17 protein-coding genes are annotated in these 17,939 nt (G+C 60.7%); 6 read left to right on the top strand and 11 right to left on the bottom strand.

Annotation, left to right across the window (positions count from 1 at the left end; genetic code table 11):
* Positions 1 to 94: 94 nt before the first annotated feature.
* On the bottom strand, positions 95 to 328 hold the full coding sequence (locus AC4BBN_RS18560) for an AbrB/MazE/SpoVT family DNA-binding domain-containing protein (RefSeq protein WP_490593483.1): 234 nt from the start codon (positions 326 to 328) through the stop codon (positions 95 to 97).
* Between the two features lie 111 nt (positions 329 to 439).
* Between AC4BBN_RS18560 and AC4BBN_RS18555 the strand changes: the two genes are divergently transcribed.
* Positions 440 to 1,216 (top strand): protein NO VEIN domain-containing protein, encoded by a 777-nt coding sequence (locus tag AC4BBN_RS18555; protein WP_490593482.1) that lies wholly within the window; start codon positions 440 to 442, stop codon positions 1,214 to 1,216.
* Positions 1,217 to 1,230: 14 nt separating this feature from the next.
* Here AC4BBN_RS18555 and AC4BBN_RS18550 read toward each other — a convergent pair whose 3' ends face one another.
* The 5 genes from AC4BBN_RS18550 to AC4BBN_RS18530 all read right to left on the bottom strand — a co-directional run bounded on the left by AC4BBN_RS18550 (position 1,231) and on the right by AC4BBN_RS18530 (position 7,666).
* Positions 1,231 to 2,604 carry a hypothetical protein gene (locus AC4BBN_RS18550; RefSeq protein WP_490593481.1) on the bottom strand — a complete coding sequence of 458 codons (1,374 nt, stop codon included), beginning with the start codon at positions 2,602 to 2,604 and terminating at the stop codon, positions 1,231 to 1,233.
* A gap of 155 nt (positions 2,605 to 2,759) precedes the next feature.
* Entirely contained in the window at positions 2,760 to 3,503 is a 744-nt protein-coding gene (locus tag AC4BBN_RS18545) for a hypothetical protein (protein WP_490593480.1), read from the bottom strand.
* 85 nt (positions 3,504 to 3,588) lie between these two features.
* Positions 3,589 to 5,364, bottom strand: coding sequence for a DUF3631 domain-containing protein (locus tag AC4BBN_RS18540; RefSeq protein ID WP_490593479.1), 1,776 nt, complete (start codon positions 5,362 to 5,364; stop codon positions 3,589 to 3,591).
* Positions 5,365 to 5,377: 13 nt separating this feature from the next.
* On the bottom strand, positions 5,378 to 6,091 hold the full coding sequence (locus tag AC4BBN_RS18535; RefSeq protein ID WP_490593478.1) for a helix-turn-helix transcriptional regulator: 714 nt from the start codon (positions 6,089 to 6,091) through the stop codon (positions 5,378 to 5,380).
* A 348-nt stretch (positions 6,092 to 6,439) separates the two neighbouring features.
* A complete protein-coding gene (locus tag AC4BBN_RS18530; protein ID WP_490593477.1) occupies positions 6,440 to 7,666 on the bottom strand; it encodes a tyrosine-type recombinase/integrase in 1,227 nt (408 codons plus the stop codon).
* A 360-nt stretch (positions 7,667 to 8,026) separates the two neighbouring features.
* On the opposite strand from AC4BBN_RS18530, the gene AC4BBN_RS18525 reads away from it, so the two are divergent.
* Positions 8,027 to 8,620: a flavin reductase family protein gene (locus AC4BBN_RS18525; protein ID WP_490593476.1), complete on the top strand. Its 594-nt coding sequence runs from the start codon at positions 8,027 to 8,029 to the stop codon at positions 8,618 to 8,620.
* Positions 8,621 to 8,688: 68 nt separating this feature from the next.
* Here AC4BBN_RS18525 and AC4BBN_RS18520 read toward each other — a convergent pair whose 3' ends face one another.
* Positions 8,689 to 9,438: an SDR family oxidoreductase gene (locus AC4BBN_RS18520; RefSeq protein WP_490593475.1), complete on the bottom strand. Its 750-nt coding sequence runs from the start codon at positions 9,436 to 9,438 to the stop codon at positions 8,689 to 8,691.
* A gap of 145 nt (positions 9,439 to 9,583) precedes the next feature.
* Here AC4BBN_RS18520 and AC4BBN_RS18515 point away from each other — a divergent pair, with 145 nt between their 5' ends.
* A complete protein-coding gene (locus AC4BBN_RS18515) occupies positions 9,584 to 10,498 on the top strand; it encodes a LysR family transcriptional regulator (protein ID WP_490593474.1) in 915 nt (304 codons plus the stop codon).
* A 63-nt stretch (positions 10,499 to 10,561) separates the two neighbouring features.
* On the opposite strand, the gene AC4BBN_RS18510 is transcribed toward AC4BBN_RS18515, so the two are convergent.
* The 3 genes from AC4BBN_RS18510 to AC4BBN_RS18500 form a co-directional block, all read right to left on the bottom strand.
* Positions 10,562 to 11,167: a hypothetical protein gene (locus tag AC4BBN_RS18510; RefSeq protein ID WP_490593473.1), complete on the bottom strand. Its 606-nt coding sequence runs from the start codon at positions 11,165 to 11,167 to the stop codon at positions 10,562 to 10,564.
* A 133-nt stretch (positions 11,168 to 11,300) separates the two neighbouring features.
* On the bottom strand, positions 11,301 to 11,918 hold the full coding sequence (locus AC4BBN_RS18505; RefSeq protein ID WP_490593472.1) for a hypothetical protein: 618 nt from the start codon (positions 11,916 to 11,918) through the stop codon (positions 11,301 to 11,303).
* Positions 11,919 to 12,061: 143 nt separating this feature from the next.
* On the bottom strand, positions 12,062 to 13,246 hold the full coding sequence (locus tag AC4BBN_RS18500) for an MFS transporter (RefSeq protein WP_490593471.1): 1,185 nt from the start codon (positions 13,244 to 13,246) through the stop codon (positions 12,062 to 12,064).
* A 240-nt stretch (positions 13,247 to 13,486) separates the two neighbouring features.
* Here AC4BBN_RS18500 and AC4BBN_RS18495 point away from each other — a divergent pair, with 240 nt between their 5' ends.
* Genes AC4BBN_RS18495 through AC4BBN_RS18485 form a run of 3 tightly spaced genes read left to right on the top strand, consistent with a single transcriptional unit; the run spans position 13,487 to position 16,075 of the window.
* The gene (locus AC4BBN_RS18495) at positions 13,487 to 14,464 is read left to right on the top strand and encodes a diacylglycerol/lipid kinase family protein (protein ID WP_490593470.1); all 978 of its coding nucleotides are present in this window, start codon (positions 13,487 to 13,489) and stop codon (positions 14,462 to 14,464) included.
* The gene (locus tag AC4BBN_RS18490) at positions 14,461 to 15,267 is read left to right on the top strand and encodes a metallophosphoesterase family protein (protein ID WP_490593469.1); all 807 of its coding nucleotides are present in this window, start codon (positions 14,461 to 14,463) and stop codon (positions 15,265 to 15,267) included. The genes AC4BBN_RS18495 and AC4BBN_RS18490 overlap by 4 nt, the downstream gene beginning before the upstream one ends.
* On the top strand, positions 15,257 to 16,075 hold the full coding sequence (locus AC4BBN_RS18485; protein ID WP_490593468.1) for a phosphatase PAP2 family protein: 819 nt from the start codon (positions 15,257 to 15,259) through the stop codon (positions 16,073 to 16,075). The genes AC4BBN_RS18490 and AC4BBN_RS18485 overlap by 11 nt, the downstream gene beginning before the upstream one ends.
* A 213-nt stretch (positions 16,076 to 16,288) precedes the next feature.
* On the opposite strand, the gene AC4BBN_RS18480 is transcribed toward AC4BBN_RS18485, so the two are convergent.
* On the bottom strand, positions 16,289 to 17,875 hold the full coding sequence (locus tag AC4BBN_RS18480) for a phospholipase D-like domain-containing protein (protein WP_490593467.1): 1,587 nt from the start codon (positions 17,873 to 17,875) through the stop codon (positions 16,289 to 16,291).
* Between the last annotated feature and the right edge of the window lie 64 nt (positions 17,876 to 17,939).

Below are 17,939 nucleotides of genomic sequence, written 5' to 3'. Positions count from 1 at the left end.
ATTAATAGGTGCATTGCATCCCTCACGACAACTGCGGCAGGCTGACCAACAATCCACAGCCGTTCAGATGGTGCTGTCAACTCCAGCAGCAGACTTACCATTGCTCCCACTCCGATTCGTTCTCCGCAGTAATCCTTGCAGTTGCGGCATCCGTATCACTCGATTCAGCGGGAACGACTTTGCCTATCGGGCGCAGCCTGATCTCGCCACTGTCCAAGAGCCGGATGGATACGGCGCTACGTTCGGTAAGGCCAGCAGCCTCCAGCACAGACTTTGGCAGGCGTAGGCCGACCGAGTGCCCCCAACGGTTCAGACGGGTGTTGCTCATGGCGGGTTTCTCCTTGTGTAGCCGATGAATATCAGCAAATTGCGCGGGTGCAGCCAGCGACACGGTTAACAATGGTGATGGCAGCGTTCGCCATGGCGGCACAATCCAAGCATGAAGACACGCCGCCAGCCCTCCACCCCACGTCCTGACTCATGGATAACCACCGCCGAACTGGCAATCCGAACGGCAGGTGGTGATGACTACATCCGCACCAAGGGCGGCGAAGTCAAAGGGCTGGCGTTGAACCCAAGCCTCAATCACGATGCCCCGAACGTCGTGGTGGTTGGCAAAGGCCCAAGGATCGAAGCGCGGGCCAAGCTGTTTGTCGAATCGGGACTGACCGTGCCGACTTACATGAAGCGCGGCACCAACGCCTGGGAGTTGATTGGCAACTACCGGGCCAGTGAGTACAAAACCGACTCTGCGACCATTCGGAATCATCGCGGCGACCGCCCGGTTGATGAAATCGCCGGAATCTTGTTTCTCGAACGCACCGACGAGACAACAGTGGATGTTCGAGGTGGTGGCTTCGCGGATTCTAAGACCCGCAAAGAGATCGAGCAGGCAGCGATTAAGTTCGTGACAGCCCACTACGAGGCGCAGGACTACAAAGTTGAAAGCCGTGAGTCGCAAAACCTTGGCTATGACCTGCTGGCAGTCAAGGCAAGCACCACTCTGTACCTCGAAGTCAAGGGCACTGATGGCAGCAGTCCTCGCTTTTTCCTTACCCGCAATGAACGTAAATGCGCTGGCCACGAAGCAGATTGGCGGTTGGTTCTGGTGACCAGCGCCAGAACAGCCCCGCAACTGCAAACCCTGACTATTCAGGACGTTGAACGCCTATTCAGCCTTGACCCTCTGGCATGGGAATGCACGCCAAGGGAATGAGGTCGTCTAACCCATCAGGAATCGCTATCCCTGTCGTCACGCTGTTCACCGCCGCCCGCATCAGGGAGCAGATCGGCACTACCACCTGAATCACCGCTATCAGAGTCTTCGGAATCTGCGGTTTCTTTCCAGGTGTCTTCTGGCGTGGACAGCTTCCCAAGCCACTCTTCACGGGCAAACCGCTGCCACCGCTGATTCCATGCAGCGCGTTTCTCAGGGTCGACGATCTCGGGCAACTCGCCGTCAGTCACAAACGCCAAACCCTGCTCAAGTTCTTCCAAGATGGCGGGGGCAGTGCGTTCAGATACTACAAAATCACGGAGTTCATCGGGCAAACGCCAGCGATTCTTGTAATGCAGTTGCGACCCCAAGTTGGCAGGATTAAAGCGAAACCGCTTCTTCTTCCGTTCATCAATTTCCGGCCCCTTCGCCTTCAGGATGGCAACGCGGTCACGGCTGATGCGGTATGTGGGCAGCGTTTCGGTTACGTTTTCGCCGGAAAGAAACCGGCGCAAGGTGTCTTTGGCGCTGTCGCTTAACTGGCTCTGGTCGGCAACTCTGTCGGAATCATCAAAACCCATGCTGTCCCACATTGCCTCCATGGCAGCGCCAGCGGTTTTGGCGTTGATGTCGCGGGGGTGCTGAATGCCTGCTTCTCGCAACGTCTGGTCACAGGCTAGCAGTTCATTGCGTACTTGAACCTCCAGCACGGGCGTAACGGCAGCTAGTGTTGGGCGCATGGCATCAGATATAAAGTTCTCCGCGCGGGCCTTCTTGCGGCGTGACTTTATCTGCTCGGCCTTGTTGTAATTGCGGTAGCCATCACCATTCTTGAACGTGACCTTCAAGCTGACACCGGACTTGGAATCGTTAATCTCTGCATCGTCAATAACTGCATCGTGGCGAGAGCTTAAACCCCGCTTTGTTCGCATGAGATCGTTGATACGGTTTTGGCAGGCTTTGCGGGCATCAACGCTTGCTGTCTGGTTGTGCCAAGTCAACTCCAGCAATTGGGGACGCACCATTTTCATGTAGTGCCTGATTTCAGCAGGGGTCATGCCAATGCTGACCAGCAGAACCTTGACCAGTAGCTCCAGACATTTGACTTCAAGCCGAATTACCTCCAGTCCCGCATGAAAACGGTTATGCCCTATCAGCGCGGTTGCCACCGGGATGGTGATCTGCACATACCCCATGTTGGTTCCTGCTACGTTCTTAACGCGGTACACCACCTCCATCTGTGCACCAGTGAGAGGGCTGTTGATGTACGTGGTGGTTTGCTTGGCTTTTGCTTGCAAAAAACGACTGTATGTAACCTGCACTAGACGCTGGAGGTGATGGGGTTGAGCTGGCCCCCAAGGGCCGTTGATGATAATTTTGTCTAACATGATTGCTATAAATGGTGTGATTGGTGTATGCGGTGAATAGCGTCAACATTGCGTTCGACCTTGGCGCCTTTGCATGCAAAAGCAACTTTCTGCCAGCAGGGGGCTGGTGCCGTGGTGTGGAACACCTCCAGATACCGCTGCATCCGCTTCAGGCGCTACAAAAGACCGCGAAACAGCTCGTTATCGAGGTCAAACGGCTCTGCCGCACCGATGCCCTGTTCAATATCCGTACTGCCCCAATCGGGAGCTTCGGCGATGAACGGACTCGCTTGCCGCGTTAACTTTGATGGCCCACACGTCTTGAGCGCGTCATAGAGGCAGGCCAGTGCTACGGTTTTCAGTTCCTTGCTGCCAACTGCCTGAATGGCATATTGCGAACGTGATCCCAGCAAGCGCGGCACACCTTCAGCATCAGGTGTCAGGTCGCCGGTTTGACCAAACACTACAGACCGGTCAAACCACGCAGTCAGCCCAGGGTAGTCTTCGACAATGTGTTCCAGCAATTCGAGGGCATGTTCATACTCGGCCTCTGCACCGCGTTTGGCTGCATAGCCCAGTTTCAATTGCTGGGTACGGTTGGGCTGGCGTTGCTTGCTGCTACCCCGATTTGTCTTGGCATCTGCCCGCCGCACGGCTTCAAGGTAGGGCCGCAGCGCCCCTGTCAACGTTGGCGGCATGCGCAAAGGCGCTGTTTGCGTTTGCAGCCGAAACGCTGCCCACGCTGATATTCCGAGAACAGATTTCAATTCGGTCGCCTTGATGCTATCGCCTCGATGAATCTGGACAATCAACCGGAGGATGCGTGTCTTGCGGTTTGCTTGCGTTTTGAGCGGGCGGCGCGACACATAGTCCAGCGTGACGCGCTGGGGTGCCTCTGTTTGGGAATGGGGTATTTTCATGGTCAGTACATGTGGGAGGGTGAGCCGTCCACTCATCGGAATGGACGGCAAAAGGGTGTAGCGGTCGTAGCGGATGTAGCGCCGTTTACGGTGCCACCTTGGCTTTCACATACCGGGCGAACACTTGCGTGAACTGTTCACGCTTATAGCCCCTGCCCACCTTTTCCTGCCCACTGCCATGGCGCATCTGCATGCTGCTGATGCCAAACTGTTTGAACATTCCAGCCAAGTCGCGGGCGCTCATGGCGCGGCCACGGTTGAAGGTGAGCCATGGTGCTTCTTCTTGGGCGTGCAGAAAGTCCAGCAGGTCAGCAGTCAATAACTGAGAACTGCCAAGGTGTGCAAAGGCGCGGGCAGTGTCTGCTAACAACCATTCGCCATGACTCAGCGTTTTGTCTTCTGCCTCGGCATGTGCTTCAAAGGCCCCTTGCGCACGTTCGAGCCAGTTGCCGCCCATGGTTGCGGCGATGGCCAACAGAGGCTTTGCGTTGTCTTCCGCACGGTCACTGTTCAAGCCCAAGGCTTCCGGTTTGAATTGGGCCACGGCGGTGCTGTTGTCGGCTACCCAGCGCACCAGACGTGAGAAAAGTAAGGACAGTTCGTCAGGGCCTTGCTCGGGCACAGGAAGGACTTTTTCGTCGGGGCTTTTGCGTTCCAACCGAATATGGATGGAGCGATCCTTCAAGGTCTCCGGCATTTCGCCAATCATCGCAATGGCCTTTGGGCAGAAGGTCGTCATCTTGATACCGACACCATTTTTGCCAACCCGCTCGACAAAGCCCATCTTGCGTTTGTAGCCAGAGTTGAGAATGCCGTTCATTGATTTGTTGTTGACAAGGAAGGTGTCTGCTTCGTCCATGAGCAACGTGGGCTTTTCCCGTTCAATGCAGCGATAGATGGCGGCTTCCGACATGTTGCTGGTTGCGTAGGGGGCACGGCAAAGCCGGGACAGGAAGATCATCAAGTTAGTTTTGCCACAGCGTTTTTCGGGTGATGTGACCGCCAGATTGGGTGCAATTCCAAAGAGCTGGTAGAGGTGCGTAAAGACAATCCACAATGCGGCCAGGGTTGCAGCTGATTCCGGTAACACCATATGACGCCGCACGGCTGCCACCAGATCAAACATCAGGCTGCTGCCGTTTTGCGCGGTAGCTGCGGGCAATGCCAATGCGCCGGGTGATTCGGAAATATCCGCTTCGTCAGTATCCGTCTCGGGTGTCTTGGCGAATTCGATTTGCTTTGCAATTGCCTCTGAACCGCTTTCACGCTGCAACTCCACAAACGAGCTTGCAGCCCCGGAAAGCGCCAGCTTCATACCGTGCTGACCTGCAATCACCATCGCATGCCGAACCAAGCGGCTGTCTTGCGACAGGTCGCCCAGCTTGTAGTCCACAGCAATGGTGATTTCGGTGCCAGGGCGATACCGTAGGATTTCTTCGCACACGGCTTCCAAGTTGTCGGGGTAGAGCGCAGCAAGCACGGTTTCGCCCGTGCTGGTGTGGATCAGAGCAGCCGTGGCATCGTCAAGGGTGACGATCATGCACGGAGCGAATTTGCCGTATTTGGTGAAGTGGCCGAGGTGACGCGCACCGGGAATGAACACCTGTTCAAGTTGGCCCGCGTCGTTCACACGGTACATCACGGCATTCCTGACAAAGCCGCCGCCATTGCGCAGGGCGCGGATGAAGTTGCCTGTGCAGTCCACGTCGGCCAGTTCCCCGCAGGCGACCACGCTGCCTACGGCGGTGTCGATGGCGCTTTGTTGGAAGAACGCATGTTCCGGCGGACAGGCAACGAGTTCACGGCGCAAGGCGTTGACGGTTGCGTCAATTGGGCTAATGGGAAAGTTCGAGGTTGTCATGATGATGGGGCTTTCAGATGGAGGTTGTGGCGCTGTTGGCGTTTGTGGCGGCGGCGGTGCTGCGTTTGGCCATGAGTTTTTGCACCCACAGCTCTACTTCACTGGCGACCCAGCGCACAGCGGCACGGCGAGACGACCCTAATCTGACCGGCTCTGGGAAGTCTGGTTGGGCGTAGATAAACGATTTGGCGAACCCAACGATGGACATCACGCGCTCAATGTCAATCAGTTGAATGACTGGCGGATCGTCCGATGCCCGTTCGACGGGCACTCCAATGGTCAGCTTCGTGGAGTGACGTGGCGCTTTTTTCTTGGGGGCACCGTTGAGATACTTCGTGCGTACTTCAACTTTGCCGGAGAAGCCGGGGCAAGTCAGTGGCTGCTTCTTGTCCAGGATGACGTGCTTACCGTCTGGCTGCACCATGTGGTGAACCCACAAGCGATTGGGGTCTTGCACCACATAGGTGTGGCCGTCTTTGGGGGCAGGTTTGAAATGTTTGGCGTAGTCGGCATTGACAAACACCAAACTACCCTTGGGCATCGCAGCCAAAGTGCTTGAAACGGTGGCCGTACAAACAGTGGGTGCGTGATAGACAAGGTGGACGGGTGGGCGCGGCCTTTTGAGTCCGCGTGCTTTTGTCTTCCGCGCGGATGCACTGGGCCTGCGACTAAGTGATTTTGTCCAGAGAGTAGGTACTTTTTTTGGGGTGTTCGAGCGAATTTTCATTTCCAGATTTCTCGTTGGTTCGAGGGCTGGAAGGCGAACGCTCAGGAATTAAATGCGAACGCCAACCAGCCCGGTTAAGGGTTAGTTGGCGTCGTTCGGTCAAGTCCACTACTGCGGTGGAATCAAGCCATGCATTGATCTTTGTTCATTGAACTAGACCATGATTTGATTTAGTAACCAAATCAGGTTTTGATTTCCTGAATCAAAACCCTGGACGCCTCGCCGGAGGATGCAGTGACGAGGAGCGATGGCCGCTTGAAGACACATCACGCACGGATTCTGTACCCATTTGTCGCGGCTTGTCAAATCCAGCTGGGTTTTCAGCACACTTGCAGCCAGAGGCGCTGTTTATGCAGAGCACTCTGACAGGCAGAACCTCTCCCAATCGGCCATGAGGTTGATCCGCTTGGCGAAAAAATCCGAGCGAAGGTACGCGGCGGCTACAGCATCGGAAAGCCGGTGTGCCAGGGCGTGTTCGCACACCTCAAAGGGATAGCCTGAACGTTCGCCAGCCCAAGTTCTGAATGTCGAACGCATGCCGTGGACAGTTGCATCAGTGACTTCCATTCGGCGCAAGAGCATGGCCATCGCCATGGTGGACATGGCTACGTCCTTCTTGCCGGTGATGAAGATGAACTTCTTGCCGGAGAACGGGCGGATGGTGGTCAGAATTTCCAGCGTGCGTTTACCCAAGGGTATCCGATGCTCTTTGCCCGCTTTCATTCGTTCGCCGGGGATCGTCCAGATGCCTTTGGCAAGGTCAATCTCTTCCCACTGGGCACCGACAACCTCTCCAGTCCGCGATGCACAGAGGATCAAGAATTCAAGCGCGTAGCGTGCCATGCCGGTCTCTGCCTTAAGTTTCGTCAGGAACTTTGGCAGTTCTTCATAGGGTAGGGAAGCATGGTGACTCTTGGTGCCCGCACGGACTTTGGGAAGCAAGTACTCCATGTGACCCTTAAACCGAGCAGGGTTGTCTCCCTTTCGCCATCCCTTGACCGTGGCCCAATCAAGCACTGCTTCAATGCGACCGCGAAGCCGTGTTGCCGTTTCGTTCTTTCTTTGCCAGATCGGCATCAGGATTTCTACGACGTGGTCACTGTCTACCTCGCCGATGGCACGCTGGCCTATTACGGGATAGGCGTACTGCTTCAGTGTGTTGGTCCACTGCTGTGCGTGTTTGGCATTCTTCCAGGCTGGCTTTGAGAACTCGATGAATTCTGTAGCACAGGTCTCGAATGTCTTGGCTTTCGCTTGTTGGAGTTGCTGTTCTCGGATTTCCTGGCGTTTGGCAACGGCAGGGTCAATGCCACTGGAGCGGGCTTCACGCATCGACTGGGCTTTTTCGCGGGCTACTTTTAGCGAGGTACCAGGATAAGCCCCTAAGCCGACCGACTTGGCCTTGCCATGATCCATGTACCGAAACAACCAACTTGCGGTTCCGTTTTTGGCGATTGCAAGGGTCAAACCTTGGCCGTCGCCAAGTAAGGCACTTTTGGGTGAGGTGTAAGAAAGGTCTTCTATTTCGCGGATCTTCGCTCTGATCTTGATGTCGTTAAGTTTGTGGATTGCCATGATTGGAATTGTGAGTGATGCGAGAGTGTCGGTACCCCTCAACAATCAATTCACTTATCAAAACCAGCTGCCACCTGACGGACCGCAGAGGCGAATGACGGAAACAAAAAACGCGTAACGCATTGAATTTACTTGGTATCAACGCATCAACGGCGAATAGCGGACTCAACTTCTACCGACTCCGTTTCCGCCAAGACACCCCCTGCGAGCCTAGTGCTCCCAGGGGTTTTCTTTTTTTTACGCTGCGAACGGGTGCCAAAGGCCCCGGTCATTCACGCGGTGCCCATCTTGACGGCACGGCCTGCGGGCTAGTTGCTCAGGGGTACCAAGTGGGTGCCTGCAAGACATTACAGTGCAGCCATGTCCCAACCCGCACACTTCCAATCTGTCCCGCTTGAAAAAGCCTATCGCCTGCTCAACCACGGTCCCACGGTGCTGGTGTCTTCTGCCTCGGCCGGGCGCAGCAATGTGATGGCGGCGGCTTGGTCCATGCCGCTGGACTTCAGTCCACCCAAGGTCACGGTGGTGATCGACAAGGCCACGCTGACGCGCCAGCTGGTCGAGGCCAGCGGCGTGCTGGCGCTGAACGTGCCCTGCCGCGCCATCGCCGCGCAGACGCTGGCCGTGGGTTCCGAGAGTGCGCTGGATGTGCCCGATAAGCTGGACCGCCTGGGTATCAGCACCTTCGCCGCTAGCCAGATCGAAGCGCCCTTGGTACACGGCTGTGTGGCCTGGCTGGAATGCCGGGTGCTGCCCGAGCCGCACAACCAGAGCCAGTACGACCTGTTCATCGCCGAGGTGGTGGCCGCTTGGGCCGATCCGCGGGTGTTCAGCGAAGGCCGCTGGCATTTCGACGGCGCGCCGGACGAACTGCGCAGCCTGCACTATGTGGCCGGCGGGCAGTTCTATGTGACGGGTGAGTCGCTGGTGGTGCATGCCCCTGAAAAGTCTTGAATCTTTTGGGGCTCTGGCGCAGATAGTACCTGCGCCAGCAGCTATTGAAAGTGTAGCAATCGCCACGCTCACAGCTGGCTCATGCCGCCGTCCACGATCAGCTCGGTGCCGACGATGAAGGCTGCCTGGGGCGATGCCAGGTAGAGCACCGCACTGGCCAGCTCCTCGGGCGTGCCGAAGCGCTTCAGCGGCACCTGTTCCTGGATGCTGGCGGCCATGGCGCTCAGCTGGGCGTCGGGCAGGCCCAGGCGGTTGTACAGCGGTGTGCTGATCGGACCGGGGCTGACCACGTTCACGCGGATGCCGCGTCCTACCAACTCGCCCGACAAGGTCTTGGCCAGCGAGATCAGCGCCGCCTTGCTGGCCGCGTACACGCTGGAGTGGGGCATGCCGATGTGCGCGTTGATGGAGCCGTTCAGCACAATCGCCGCACCTGGGTTCAGCAGCGGCAGCAGGGCTTGGATGGTGAAGTAGGCGCCTTTCACATTGGCGTTGAAGGTGTCGTCCCACAGTGCTTCGGTGATGTCCTCCAGCGCGCCAAACTTGGCTATGCCGGCGTTGATGAAGATGGCATCCAGCCGTACACCTTGCTCTATCAGGGCCTGGGCCAGCGCCTGGGCTGCTCCGGGCGTACCGGTTTCGTTACGCAGGGCGATGCTGTCCGCACCCAACAGGGTCTGGGCTTGGGCCAGGGTGGCGGGGTCGCGGCCGGTGACGACCAGGCGGGCGCCTTGCGCGGCGAAAGCCTGGGCGGTGGCCAGGCCAATGCCGCTGTTGCCGCCGGTGACGAGTACGGTTTTGTTGGTGAAGGTGGACATGGTGGTTTCCTTGGTGGGTTGCTAGGTTGAGGGCCATCGGCTGGTTTTGTGGAGCCGATGGGGTGACTGTAGAGTTCATCTTCTTTTGGATAAACAGGCAAAAACTGTTTTAATCATTCAGCTTTTATGAATGAAAGAGGGCGCCATGGACCGGCTGCGTGCGTTGGAAGTGTTTGTGGCCGTGGTGGGCCGGGGCAGCTTTACCCGCGCGGCGGATGCGTTGGACACCTCACCCGCCAACGTCACCCGCTATGTGAACGAGCTGGAGGCGCACCTGGGTACGCGCCTGCTGAACCGCAACCCGCGCAAGTTGTCGCTCACCGAAAGCGGCGAGGCGCTCTACGAGCGCAGCAAGTCCATCCTGGAGGAAGTTGCCGAGGCCGAGGCCCTGGCGTCGTCCACCAGCCTGCAGCCGCGCGGGCGGCTGCGCATCAACGCGCCGCTGAGCTTTAGCGTGCTGCATCTGGCGCCACTGTGGCCGCGCTTCATGCAGCGCTACCCGGATGTAGAGCTGGACGTGGCACTTAGCGATCGGGTGGTGGACATTGTGGAAGAGGGCTACGACCTGGCCATCCGCATCTCGCGCGCCGGCCCGGCCACGCATGCCGCGCGCCGCTTGGCGGGCTCGCGCAACATCGTTTGCGCCTCACCCGCCTACCTGGCAGCGCATGGCATGCCACTGGTGCCTGCCGACCTGGCCGCGCACCGCTGCATAGGCTACACCTACGCGGCTACGGCCGACGAATGGCAGTTTCTGGATGCGCAAGACCAGCCGCACAGCGTGCGCGTGGCCTGCGTCATGCACACCAACAATGGCGACACCGCGCGCGCCGCTGCATTGGCCGGGCAGGGTGTGATCTGGCAACCCAGCTTTTTGATTGGGCAGGACCTGCAGGCCGGTCGGCTGGTGCCGGTGCTGCCGGGCTACCGCATGGCGGACATCGATGTGTTGGCGGTCTACCCTACACGCCGGCACCTGAGCGCCAAGGTGCGGGTGATGGTGGACTTCTTGGTGGAGGCTTTTCAGCCGCCGCTGCCCTGGGAGGTGCTTGTAAGTTAAATTGGGCTCTAGCGCATTAGCTATCTGCGCTGGTAGCTACTTTTTATGTAGCGCGTAGCAGACTCAGCCGTTGACCAGCTTGTCGTAGGCCGCCCGGGTTTCGCTGCCCACGGCATCCAGCACCTGGGCGTATGAGGTCTGGTGGCGCACCAGCAGGCGGGCCGAGGCCACGTTTTTCGATTTGCAGAACCAGTGGCAGCTGTGCTGCATCAGGAACAGCTCGGCCGACACGGTGAAGGCCTTGTCGCGCGGAGATCGGTTGGCGCGGTTTTCCACTGCGCGGGCCAAGCCCTGGGCGTGAACCTTGAACATGGCGCGCATGTCGAAGCTGGCCTGCGGCCACCAGCGGCTGGCGTAGGGCAAGCCGGCGGGCAGGGTGCTGACGCGGGCCAGCTCGGTATCCACCTTGGCGAATTCGTTGGCGAAGCGCTCGAACTGGCTGCACAGCTGGGCCTCGGTTGTGCCCAGCAGGCCCCAGATCTGGTCGCGCCGTTCGGCATCTTTTTCGCCCAGTGCGCGCAGATAGCCCTGGGTCAGGGCTTCCATCAGTTTTTCTACCTGGTAGTTGCTGAGGTGGCTGCCCAAAAGCGCTATGCGCTGGCGCTGGTCATAGGCGTTGAGCCCAAAGCCGCCCATGGCGGCCAGAATCGCCAGAGTCAAAAAATCCATGCTGAACCAAGTAAAGGCGTTAGGAGAGGCCTGGAGTGTAGCCACCTAATGCCCTGATCTAGGCCAAGTTGCAGATGCAGCTTCAGACGATTGGGTCAAACCATGAAAGTGGACGTTGACAGCTGGGGCCGAACTAGCTGCCGGACAGGGCCTGCAGCACCGTTTTTGCTGTTGGGTTGATGCTTTGCACCATGGCGCCGAAACCGGCAAAAACTAACACCATGAAGATTCCTGCTAACCAGGTTTTGCGAACTACGAAGCCCCAATAGTCGTCCAAGGGCCTGGGTTTTAGAACTTGGCGCAGCAGCAAGCTACCTATCAAGAACTCCAGTACGATTTCGGCGAGGTAGCCTGCGAGCAGGTCGGTTGCCATAAGGGGAAGGTAACCTGCCACAAGCACCAAAGCGATCAGTGCAGCAATGCACCAGATAACAGCAAGCAGTGCACTTAACGGGTCGTCTCCAAGGCTTCCGAGATCGCCAGCCCAACTGAATTGGGAAAGCTTTTTGCGCTTTGATTCAACATCTTGGTCGTACTGCACTTCTTCCTCAGTGCTTGCGTGCACTGGGAAAGATGGTGACGACGGGTGTTGATTGTTCCACCATTGCACATATATGCGTCCCCCCAGAACGAAGCCCAGGAAATATACCGAGCCAGCTCCTATGGCGTAGCGCGCGGCCATGGAGTGCACATTGAGGCCGTGTAGCAGGATGGCACTGGTTGCAAAACCTGTTGCGCTTGCCCACAGCATCAAAAGCCAACCATGTAGACGCATGACGCCCCTTTGGCGGGGGCTGATTTTGGACAATGACATATGGCGTGACGAAAGTGCTGCTAAGGGAGGCCAGTCTATCTGTCGGCTAGTCACTGTGCTTAGGGATTGAATCTGCGGGACTACCCCGTTTCGCAGCCCGCCATGGCCGGCTGCCGGGCCACCGGGCGGCGGTCTAGTCGGGCGGTGTAGGCGGTCAGGCCCAGGGCGCACACGGCCACGCCAGCCGATACCAGGGGCAGGGTTTGCAGCGACCAGCCGAGGTCGATCACCGCGCCACCCAGCCAGGCACCTAGGGCATTGCCCAGGTTGAAGGCGCCGATATTCAGGGTGGACGCCAGGCTGGACGCCTCGCCCGCCTGCGACACCACGCGCACCTGCAGCGGCGCGCCCACGGCAAACGAGGCCATGCCCCAGACCATCAGGGTAATGATGGCCGGCCACAGCCAGGCGCTGGTGTACGAGAAGGTGGTCAGCACTGCAGCCAGCGCGGCGAAGATGGCCATCAGCGAGGGCATCAGCTTCCAGTCGGCCAAGCGGCCGCCCAGCAGGTTGCCTATGGTCAGGCCCACGCCGCACAGCAGCAGCACGCCGCTGACGTTTTGCGGTGCCACGCCGGTGACATCGCGCAGGATGGGGGTGATGTAGGTGAACATGGTGAACAGGCTGGTCGATGCCAGCACGCTCATGCCCAGCGCCAGCCAAATCTGCTTGATGCGCAGCACGCGGAACTCGCCCAGCGGGCTGCCCACCAGGGTCTGGCGCAGCACCGGTACCCAGCGCAGCACGGCCAGCGTGGCCAGCACGCCGATCACGGCCACGGCCCAGAAGGTGGAACGCCAGCCGGTGTGCTGGCCCAGCAGCGTGCCCAGCGGCACGCCCAGCACATTCGCCAGGGTCAGTCCGGCGAACATCAGCGACATGGCCTGGGCGCGCTTGTGCGGCTCGACCACGCTGGCCGCCACCACGGCGCCAATGCCGAAGAAGGCCGCGTGGCAAAAGGATGTAATCACCCGGGCCACCATCAGCCAGCTGTAGTTGGGGGCCAGCGCGCAGCCCACATTGCCCAGCACGAACAGCGCCATAAGCCATGCCAGCGTGGTCTTGCGCGGCAGGCGCGCGGTCGCCACCGCCAGGATGGGGCCGCCCACCGCCACGCCCAGGGCGTAGGCGGACACCAGCATGCCGGCGGAGGGGATGGACACCGCCAGGTCGGCGGCCACATCGGGCAGCAGGCCCATGATGACGAATTCGGTGGTGCCAATGCCAAAAGCGGCAACGGCCAGGGCCAGTAGTGGGAGATTCATAGCGTGTGTGGGGGGCGACAGTGGCGCAGCCAGGCGCGGGAAAACCCTGTGATTTTAAAAGCCCTGGATAACCTTCGCTGTGTCGGGTTTTATTGTAAAAAATGCCTCTGGTGCAATAGGTATAAGCGCAAGTAGCTATTGTTTTTGTAGTGTTTATGGAGGGCTTGACCTGCGCTGCTAGTATGCAAACCTGCCGGGGTGGCGCCTGTTCTGCTCCTGTTTGTGCCCCGGCAGCCACATATGTCGAATTGCCCCGCACTGAACCCTGCCTCGCCCCTGATCTTCATCATCAACGCCGCATCTGGCCGCACTGGTGCGGACGCCAAGCGCGCGGTGATCGAGCAGGCCCTGCAAGACGCCGGCCGGCGCGGCGAGCTGCGCTTTACCCGCCCAGCCGATCTGCCGCGTGTGGCGCGCGAGGCGGCGGCCCAGGCCCTGGCCACGCAGTCGGCCGTGGTGGCCGTGGGGGGCGACGGCACCATCAACGCCGTGGCCCAGGCTGCGCATGCTGCTGGCTGCGCCATGGGCGTGGTGCCGCTGGGCACCTTCAACTACTTTGCCCGCACCCATGGCATACCCACCGAGCCGGCGCTGGCCGCGCAGCAGTTGCTGCGGGCCCAGCCGGTGCCGGTGCAGGTGGGTACGGTGAACGACCATGTGTTTCTGGTCAACGCCAGCCTGGGCCTGTACCCGGTGCTGCTGGAAGACCGCGAAACCTTCAAGGCGCGCTTTGGCCGCAGCCGCTGGATCGCGCTGGGCGCCGCCTGCATGACGCTGCTGCGCGGCCACCGCCAGCTGCGCCTGCACATAGACCAGGGCGGTGTTGTGCGCGAGGTGCGCACGCCCACCCTGTTTGTGGGCAACAACCGGTTGCAGCTGGAGCAGGTGGGCTTGCAACTTGGCGAGGAAGGTGCGGGCGCCCAGCCGCCGCGTGCGCTGGATGCGGGCAGCATCGCCGCCGTCATGCTCAAACCCATCAGCACCTGGGCCATGGCGGGCCTGATGCTGCGCGGTGCCCTGGGCACGCTGGGCGAGGCCGATACGGTGGAGAGCTTTGCCTTCTCGCATATGGTGGTCAAGCCACGGCTGCGCAAGATCAAGGTGGCGTATGACGGCGAGGTCACGCGCATGCGCACGCCGCTGGAGTTCCGCGTCGCGCCGCAGCCGCTGTACCTGCTGAAGCCGGCCGAAGCGGACGGCGCCGCCAACCCCGTATGACGCTGCTGCTGCACATTTCGGACACGCACTTCGGCACCGAGCAGGCGTCCGTGGTGGAGGCGTTGGTGGACCAGGCCCGCGCGCAGCGGCCGGACCTGGTGGTGCTGTCGGGCGACATCACCCAGCGGGCCCGCCCGGCCCAGTTCCGCGCGGCAAGGGCCTTGGTGGACCGGCTGGGCGCGCCGGTACTGGCCATTCCCGGCAACCACGATATTCCGCTGAGCCTGTGGCAGCGCCTGGTGCAGCCCTATGCGCGGTACAGTGCCGCGTTTGGAGCCGACCTGCAGCCGGTATTCGCGTCGCCTGAGCTGCTGGTGGTGGGTGTGAATACCACGCGGCCGTATCGGCATACCGATGGCGCGGTGTCCGCCGCACAGATCGACCGCGTGGCCCAGTGGCTGGCCGGCGCCACGGCCGCGCAACTGCGGGTGGTGGTGGTGCACCAGCCGATCCAGGTGGTGCGTGCGCGCGATGTGCATGACCGCCTGCACGGCCATGCCGCTGCCCAGCAGGCATGGGCCCGCGCGGGTGCCGACCTGGTGCTGGGCGGCCATATCCATCTGCCCTATGTGGCGCCGCTGGCCGGCCTGGCGCGTGCGATGTGGGTGGTGCAGGCGGGCACGGCGGTGTCGTCACGGGTGCGATCTGGTGTGCCCAATTCAGTGAACTTGTTGCGCTGGTCGCCCCTCGAAGCCCGCTGTGCGGTGGAGCAATGGGATTACGCCGCAGCCAGTGCCGCCTTCCTGTGCGCCAAGACCTGTTCCCTGCACGTTGAGAGAGAAGTAAAACCCCATGCTGAATGACCCGCAGCCGCTGGTGGCCTGGGCGGAGCAAGCCGGTGCCTACGCATTGCCGCTGTACGCCGGGCTGTTGTTGCTTGTGTTGTTGCTGTGCGGCACCGGCTGGTGGCTGCTGCAGCGCTACCAGGTGCTGCGGGAAGAAAGCAGCTTGCCGCCCGCGCTCTTCCTGCTGGTGCGCATGGCTGCGGGCTTTGCGGTCATCGTGGCCGCTGCCTGGGTGTTTGCCGAGCTGGCCGAGGCCTTGGGTGCCAACGCCAACCTGGGCTTGGCCGACCAGGCGCTGGCCGATAGTCTGCGCCTGCACCTGCCCGTAGCTGTGGCTCAGGCCGCAGCATGGCTCACGGTGCTGGCAAACACCGAAACCATGACAGCGATCTGCATCCTGGTGGCGGCTGCGCTGGTGTGGCGCGGCCGGCGCTGGCTGGCCCTGGGCTGGGTGCTGGCGGTGGCCGGCAACGCGGTTCTGAACACCACGCTGAAGCAGATCTTCGCCCGCGTGAGGCCGCTGCACGATGATGGCCTGGTGATGGCGCAGGGCTACAGCTTTCCCAGCGGCCACAGCTCGGGCGCGGTGGTGGTCTACGGCATGCTGGCTTATGTGCTGGCGCGCTTTCTGCCCAGACGCTGGCACCTGCCCCTGGTGCTGGTAGCGGTGGCGCTGGCCTTCAGCATTGGTACCAGCCGGGTGTTTTTGCGGGTGCACTTTGCCAGCGACGTGCTGGCCGGCTTTGCGTCTGGCACGGCCTGGCTGGCGGTGTGCATTGCCAGCGTTGAGCTGACCCAGTGGTACCGGCGCCGCCGTCCGCGCTGATTTTTTTGCCGTTTTGCCTGATTGGCTACTTGCCTCAGACACACCACCACAACCGTTCGCCCTGAGCTTGTCGAAGGGCTCAGTTTGCAAGCCCTTCGACAAGCTCAGGGCGAACGGGGTTTTTCAAGGGTGTGGTTGCGTTCTGAGACATGTATCTAATCAGGCCGTTTTGCCCTGATACGCTGGTGGAATATGCGCTGTAAGCTCTCTTTTTCATAGCATTTCATCAGGAGCGAAGGGGGCTATCAGCGTGGTGAAGAATTGCAGGCCCAGGCTGGCGTCTGGCTCGCTGGTGGCGTCAGAGAAAGCGGCCCCGGGCGGCGCGTGCCACAGCAGCCGCTGGTCTTGTAGTTCGACGCGGTAGGCGCCATGGGCTAGCGTGGGTTCGACCAGGCGTGTGGCTTCGGTGGCGATCGCGCCATTGCGCACCACGATGGCTACCTCGCTGTTTTGCAGCTGCGAGCGCAGATCCAGGTTCATCGAGCCCACCACCAGCCAGTGGCCGTCTACCACCACCATCTTGGAATGCAGGCTGGCACGCGAACCACCCATGCCGCTGCCCAGGGCCGAGGCGCCCAAACGGCGAAACGTGCCCTGTTGCTCTGCCCGCAACTCATACAGTGTGATGCCCAGGCCGAGCAAGGCTTTGCGGTAGCGTGCATAGCCCACATGGGCGGCGGGCGCGTCGGTCGAGGCCAGTGAATTGGTCAGCACGCGCACCTGTACGCCGCGACGGCGCAGGTCGGCAAAGGCTTTGAGCATGCGCTCGCCAGGCACGAAGTAGGGCGACACGATGAGCAGCGTGTGCTGGGCCTGCCCCATCAGCTGCAGCAGCCCATCGACTGCGGTGTCTTGCTGGGCATCGGTGGTGTCGGCGTCGGCAGCGATTTTGGAGGGCTTGTCCACCAGCAGCGCAGACGGCGCCCAGGTCCAGCGGAAGCTGCCGAGGTCCATGGTCTCGGGCAGCGCGGGCGGACTGGGCGGAGTGGTTGCCGCATCGGCGGCTACGGGTTCTGGCGGGGGCTTCAGGGCCTCGATTTCCTGCACCGTCATCAGCGACTCCACGGGGTAGGCCAGCGGGTTGTTCCAGTACTGGTCGAAGCTGCGCGAGAGTTCGCGGGCCATGCGGCCTGCTGCCAGCATGTCGATGTCGATGAAGTTGCTGTCTTTGCTCTGGCCGAAATAGGTTTCGCCCAGGTTGCGCCCGCCGGTGATGGCCACCGCGTTGTCGGCTACCAGCATCTTGTTGTGCATGCGCCGCTGCATGCGCGCTGTGTCTTTGAGGTTGCTCAGTACCCGCAGTGCCATGGAGCCACGGCCACCTGGTAGCGGGTTGAACAGGCGCAGGTCTATGTTCTTTTCAAAGGCCAGCTTGAGCACCTGGGTGTTCTTGCCCGAGGTGTTGAAGTCGTCCAGCAGGATGCGGATGCGCACGCCCCGGCGGGCCGCGTCGCGCAGCGCAGCGAACAGGCGCTCGGTGGTGTCGTCGGCAAAGATGGCGTAGTACTGCAGGTCCAGCGTTTTTTGCGCTGCCTGTATCAACGCCATGCGGCTGCTGAAGGCCTGCTGGGCGTCGCCCACCAAGGCAAAGCCCGAGTCGTTGCGGGTGCCTGCTTGCAGTGCGCGCGCGGCCACCAGCGCGCCCAGCCGCGTGTTTTCGGGTTGGGCCAGGGCTGTGGACACCGGCCGGTCTACCGCGCTGGGCAGCGATGCGCAGCCAGTCAGCGTCGCGCAGAGCAGCGCCCCGACCCAACGCAGCAGGGCTGTGGCCAGAGGGGGCTGAAGGCGCTGGGTCGGCATGGTGCGACCCACTGTAGCGGAAAGCGCCGCCGGCGTACCGCCCCGTTACTTTTTGAAAAGAAAA

Source organism: Rhodoferax sp. SPJ21 (assembly GCF_058216335.1).
This window is presented reverse-complemented; position numbering and strand designations above follow the sequence as displayed.